General features: G+C 66.1%; 5 protein-coding genes and 1 pseudogene. 3 read left to right on the forward strand and 3 right to left on the reverse strand.

Going from position 1 to position 4,262, the window contains the following annotated elements; translation table 11 throughout:
- Positions 1-182: 182 nt before the first annotated feature.
- The 3 genes and pseudogenes from ACFWUY_RS40685 to ACFWUY_RS40695 form a co-directional block, all read left to right on the forward strand.
- Positions 183-477, forward strand: a pseudogene (locus ACFWUY_RS40685) (transposase); the annotation flags it as partial.
- A 27-nt stretch (positions 478-504) separates the two neighbouring features.
- A complete protein-coding gene (locus ACFWUY_RS40690) occupies positions 505-1,443 on the forward strand; it encodes an NADP-dependent oxidoreductase (RefSeq protein ID WP_384121853.1) in 939 nt (312 codons plus the stop codon).
- Positions 1,444-2,105: 662 nt separating this feature from the next.
- Positions 2,106-2,942, forward strand: a complete 837-nt coding sequence (locus ACFWUY_RS40695; RefSeq protein ID WP_384121855.1) for a hypothetical protein — start codon at positions 2,106-2,108, stop codon at positions 2,940-2,942.
- Between the two features lie 25 nt (positions 2,943-2,967).
- Here ACFWUY_RS40695 and ACFWUY_RS40700 read toward each other — a convergent pair whose 3' ends face one another.
- From ACFWUY_RS40700 to ACFWUY_RS40710, 3 genes are all read right to left on the reverse strand, one after another.
- Positions 2,968-3,312, reverse strand: a complete 345-nt coding sequence (locus ACFWUY_RS40700) for a hypothetical protein (RefSeq protein WP_384121857.1) — start codon at positions 3,310-3,312, stop codon at positions 2,968-2,970.
- A gap of 231 nt (positions 3,313-3,543) precedes the next feature.
- Positions 3,544-3,771: a hypothetical protein gene (locus ACFWUY_RS40705; RefSeq protein WP_384121859.1), complete on the reverse strand. Its 228-nt coding sequence runs from the start codon at positions 3,769-3,771 to the stop codon at positions 3,544-3,546.
- A 71-nt stretch (positions 3,772-3,842) separates the two neighbouring features.
- A partial coding sequence (locus ACFWUY_RS40710) for an integrase core domain-containing protein (RefSeq protein ID WP_384121861.1) occupies positions 3,843-4,262 on the reverse strand: 420 nt, incomplete at its 5' end.

Consider the following 4,262-nt stretch of genomic DNA (forward strand, 5'->3'; position numbering starts at 1 on the left):
CGAGCACGACGTCGCCATCGAGACCAGCATCAACCAGATCGCGGGCGACCTCACCAAGTGGCTGGCCGCCCGCGCTACCTAAAACACGGCCTAGTGGTCAGTACTCCAGGTCGAGGTAGTCGATGTCGGTGAGCTGGACTTCGGAGAGGCTGTTCAAGGTCAGTAACCGTGCACGAGTTCGTTACCGAGGCCGTCACTTCAAGCCCCAGCGCCTGTACGCCGACAAGGCCTACAACATTCCTCACCTGCGGAAATGGCTCTGCGGCAAACGCATCGGAGTCCGCATCGCCCGCAGACATTGAGTCTTCCAAGTGACTCGGACGCCGCAGATGGGTCACTGAGCGGACCATGTCCTGGCTGACCGGCTACTGTCGGCTCAATCACCGCTACGAACGGCACCCCCGCAACTACCTGGCCTTCTTCGGCCTTGCCGTAGCCCTGTGCTACTACAAACGGCTCATCCGCCTTACCACATAGGAACGGTCTTACCTGAGGAGTTGTGCCATGCGTGCTGTCACGCTGACCGAGGTTCCCTCCGAGCCGGCCCTGGCCGAGGTCGAGACCCCCCGTCCCGCGGAGGGCGAGCTGCTGGTGAAGGTGGCCGCCTCGTCGGTGAACGGCTTCGACCTGTCGGTGGCCGACGGCCACCTGCAGGGGATGATGGAGCACCGGTTCCCGCTGGTCGTGGGCATGGACTTCGCCGGCACGGTCGAGGCGCTCGGCGAGGGCGTGGACGGCTACGCGGTCGGCGACAAGGTGTTCGGCGTCGCGCTGAAGCCGTACCTCGGCAGCGGTACGATGGCCGAGTACGTCATCACGTCCGCCGACTTCGGCGTCGCCCCGGTGCCCGAAGGACTGTCGGTCGAAGAGGCCGGCGCGCTGGGCCTGGCCGGGACTGCCGCACTGGACAGCTTGGACGCCGCCGCGGTCGGCGAGGGCGACACGGTCCTCGTCTCGGGTGCCACCGGCGGCGTGGGGGCCCTGGCCGTGCAGCTCGCCGCCGCGCGCGGCGCCAAGGTGATCGCCACCGCCCGCCCCGGCGCGAAGACCGACTTCGTCACCGGCCTGACGGCCGCCGACATCGCCACGGTGGACTACACCGCAGACCTGGTCGCCCAGGTCCGCGCCCTCGCTCCCGGCGGCGTGGACGTAGTCCTCCACCTGGCCGGTGACAGCGCCGAACTGGCGGGCCTGCTGAAGCCCGGTGGCCAGATCCCCTCCACGCTGGGTCTCACCCAGGACGCCGTCGAGGGCATCGGCGTCACCGTCCATCCGATCATGGCCGCCCCGGACCCGAAGACGCTCTCCGTGCTCGCCGCCGATGTCGCCTCCGGCGCGGTGCGGGTGCCGGTGACCGCGACCTACCCGCTAGACCAGGTCGGTGAGGCGTTTGCCGCCTTCCGTGCCGGGCCCCTCGGCAAGATCGCCGTCTCGGTCACCTGAGCGATCCCGGCACGACGGCCTCTCGAGCGCGAGCAAGGAACCCCAGGAATCTCCTACGGAGCTCGGCGTCTTCTCCCTGACCGACATCTGCCCTGGCGGCTCTGTCATGTTGTTGGTGGCGGAGGGGGGGTGATCTTCAGGTTGTCTGTGTCGGGGAGGGGATCGCTGGGGCGGCTCTGCCATTCAGCCATCCCCTCGAGAACCTTGATGTCCTATCGATGCTCCCACTGCGGAGAGGAAGGCAAGCTGCACGGAGGTCGGCTCTGCACCCGCTGCACCGTTGCCGACCGGCTATCCCAGCTACTGGACGACGGCACCGGCCGCATCCGCCCCGAACTCGTTCCGCTGGCCGACTCGCTCCGCACCATGGACAGCCCGCTGTCCGGCCTCGCCTGGCTCGACCGGCACAAAGCACGCCCGACTCCACCGCCGACTGGCTACGCCGAATCGCCACCGGCGACATCGAGCTGACCCACGAAGCCTTCCACGCCCTCGAACCCTGGCGGGCCGCCGCCCATCTGCGGGAACTCCTCATGTCCTGCGGTGTCCTACCCATCGTCGACAAGCGGATCTGCTCGTTCGAACGGTGGCTCATCGGCCGCCTCGGCCACCTTCCTGACCCCGACCATGCTTAGGTCATCCGCCGGTTCGCCACCTGGGAAGTGCTCCCACGCCTGCGGACCAGCAGCCAGAAGAAGCCGATCATACCGGCAGCCCGTCGACATGCCGCTGACCAGGTCAAGCAGGTCACAGCCTTCCTCGCCTGGCTCGCCGCCCGTGATCACACCCTTGGCACCTGCGGCCAGACCGGCATCGACGCCTGGCACGCCGGGCAGAACGAGTATACCCGCAACACCATGCAAACCTTCCTGCTCTGGTGCTCGGCCAGCAAGCTCACCCGGCCGTTCCAGCTGCCCCCGGTCCAGATCCGCCGGGCCACCCCGATGCCGCAGCCCGAACGACTGGAACTGATCGGGCGCCTCCTCACCGATCCGGACCTGCCGCTTCGCACTCGGGTCGCGGGCGTGATCGTCCTGCTCTATGCCCAACCACTCAGCCGAGTCGTGCGCCTCACCCTGGACCACATCGGTCACAGCAACGACCAGACACTTCTCCGCCTTGGCGAACCGCCGTCCCCAGTGCCCGAACCGCTCGCGGGACTGCTGCTTCGATGGATCGACAGCCGGGACAACATGAACACCGCGACCAATCACGCCTCCCGGTGGCTGTTCCCCGGCCGGCGAGCCGGACAACCGAGGCATCCCGACGCTCTCGCCGCGCTCATCAACGCCATCGACATCCCCACCACCGCTGGCCGCACAGCCGCAATCCGGCAACACGTTCTCGAAATGCCCGCACCAGTGGTCGCTAAGGCTCTGGGCTATCACCGGGTCACCACAGCCAAGCTTGCCTCTGAGGCCGGAGGCACCTGGAGTCGATACGCCGCCGGAGACCACTGGCGGTCACCACCCGGCTGGACCCCACAGAACAATACCTGAACCTGCGGCCATCCGAATGAACCTGCTACTCCGCAGGAAGGGGACTCAACGGGATCTGGGACAACGCCCAACGGGTGAAGGTGAGCAGAGCCTCGCCAGTGATGTCCTCAAGCCGGTCGAAATCCTCGGGCAGCACGTCGAGCAGGAAGTGCTCGACTTCCCGGTCGGCCCGCTTGATCAGGACAAGGCAGCGATAACAGGGCTTGGGAGGATGCTCAAGGAGGATCGCTCGCAGAGACCCGGTCGCATCGTGGGCCAGATGCTGATCAAGCCATCCAGGCTCGCGTCCCCTGCCGAGGTGGAGGCGCTCGCTCTTCGAACTCAGCTCTACGAGGGCCTGCTTGTTCACACGCTTGATCGCTTTGGGCACCTTCTCCGGCGTGAGAGCAAGTTATCCACCAACGGCCAGAACGCGAGGTGCTGACAGCACAGACCATGCCCTGCAGCGTCCCCAACACACAGAGTGACTGCGCCAACGCTTTGGCAGCAATACTCGCGACAGTTGAATACGCGAGCCCACCAGTACCGAAGGCCGAAGAGGCCCGTGGTTCAGGGAAACCGAAGTCTGTTCAGGGGGAACTCGCGGGTCGGTCCGTGTGTATCAGCTGGGCAAATCCGTGGGTTCGGCGGCAACCGTGGGGTGGGCTGCGAGGCGGTGGGCTTCGGCCGTGACCTCGGCATCGACCTGGTCCACGGTTCTGTCGCCGTATTCGAGGATGTCGTACTCGTCGTCGAGTGCAGCGAGGCGCTCGGTCAGGGGCAGCTCATGTCCGTAGCGCTGATGAATCCGGAAGGTGAACTCCCGAGACGTGAGCTCGCCGGAGAGCATGCGGCGTGCGAGGGCTCGGGCTGCGGCTTCCTGACCCGCCACTCTGAACCGTTCCGGGTTCGGTAGAGATCTCAGACGTTGGGTGTGACCTGGAGTTTTGTGGTTGCGAGGTAGTGGTTGTTCTCGTATTCGACCGGTGGGACGTGGCCTATCTCACCGTGGAGTCGCCGGTGGTTGTACCAGTCGATGTACTCGGCGGTGGCGAGTTCGACATCGGACAGCGTCTTCCATGGCCGCCTGGGCTTGATCAGTTCGGTCTTGAACAGGCCGATCGTGCTCTCCATCAGGGCGTTGTCGTAGGCGTCGCCCACCGATCCGATGGAGGCGGCGACACCGGCGGCCTCCAGGTGGTCGGCGAGCCGGAAACTCGTGTACTGCGACCCGGCGTCCGAATGGTGTATCAACTCGCCCGGCCGAACAGGGTGTTGTTCGCGGTCGCGTTGCCACAGCGCCATCTCCAGGGCGTCCAGCACGAAGACCGTTTCCTTCAC

Origin of the sequence: Streptomyces sp. NPDC058664, assembly GCF_042716635.1 — a bacterium.
Classification (GTDB): Bacteria; Actinomycetota; Actinomycetes; order Streptomycetales; family Streptomycetaceae; genus Streptomyces.

Excerpts from the sequence above, each read along its gene's own strand:
- ACFWUY_RS40705 (WP_384121859.1), bottom strand. The coding sequence starts at position 3,771 with ATGCTCTCCGGCGAGCTCACGTCTCGGGAGTTCACCTTCCGGATTCAT.
- ACFWUY_RS40690 (WP_384121853.1), top strand. The coding sequence starts at position 505 with ATGCGTGCTGTCACGCTGACCGAGGTTCCCTCCGAGCCGGCCCTGGCC.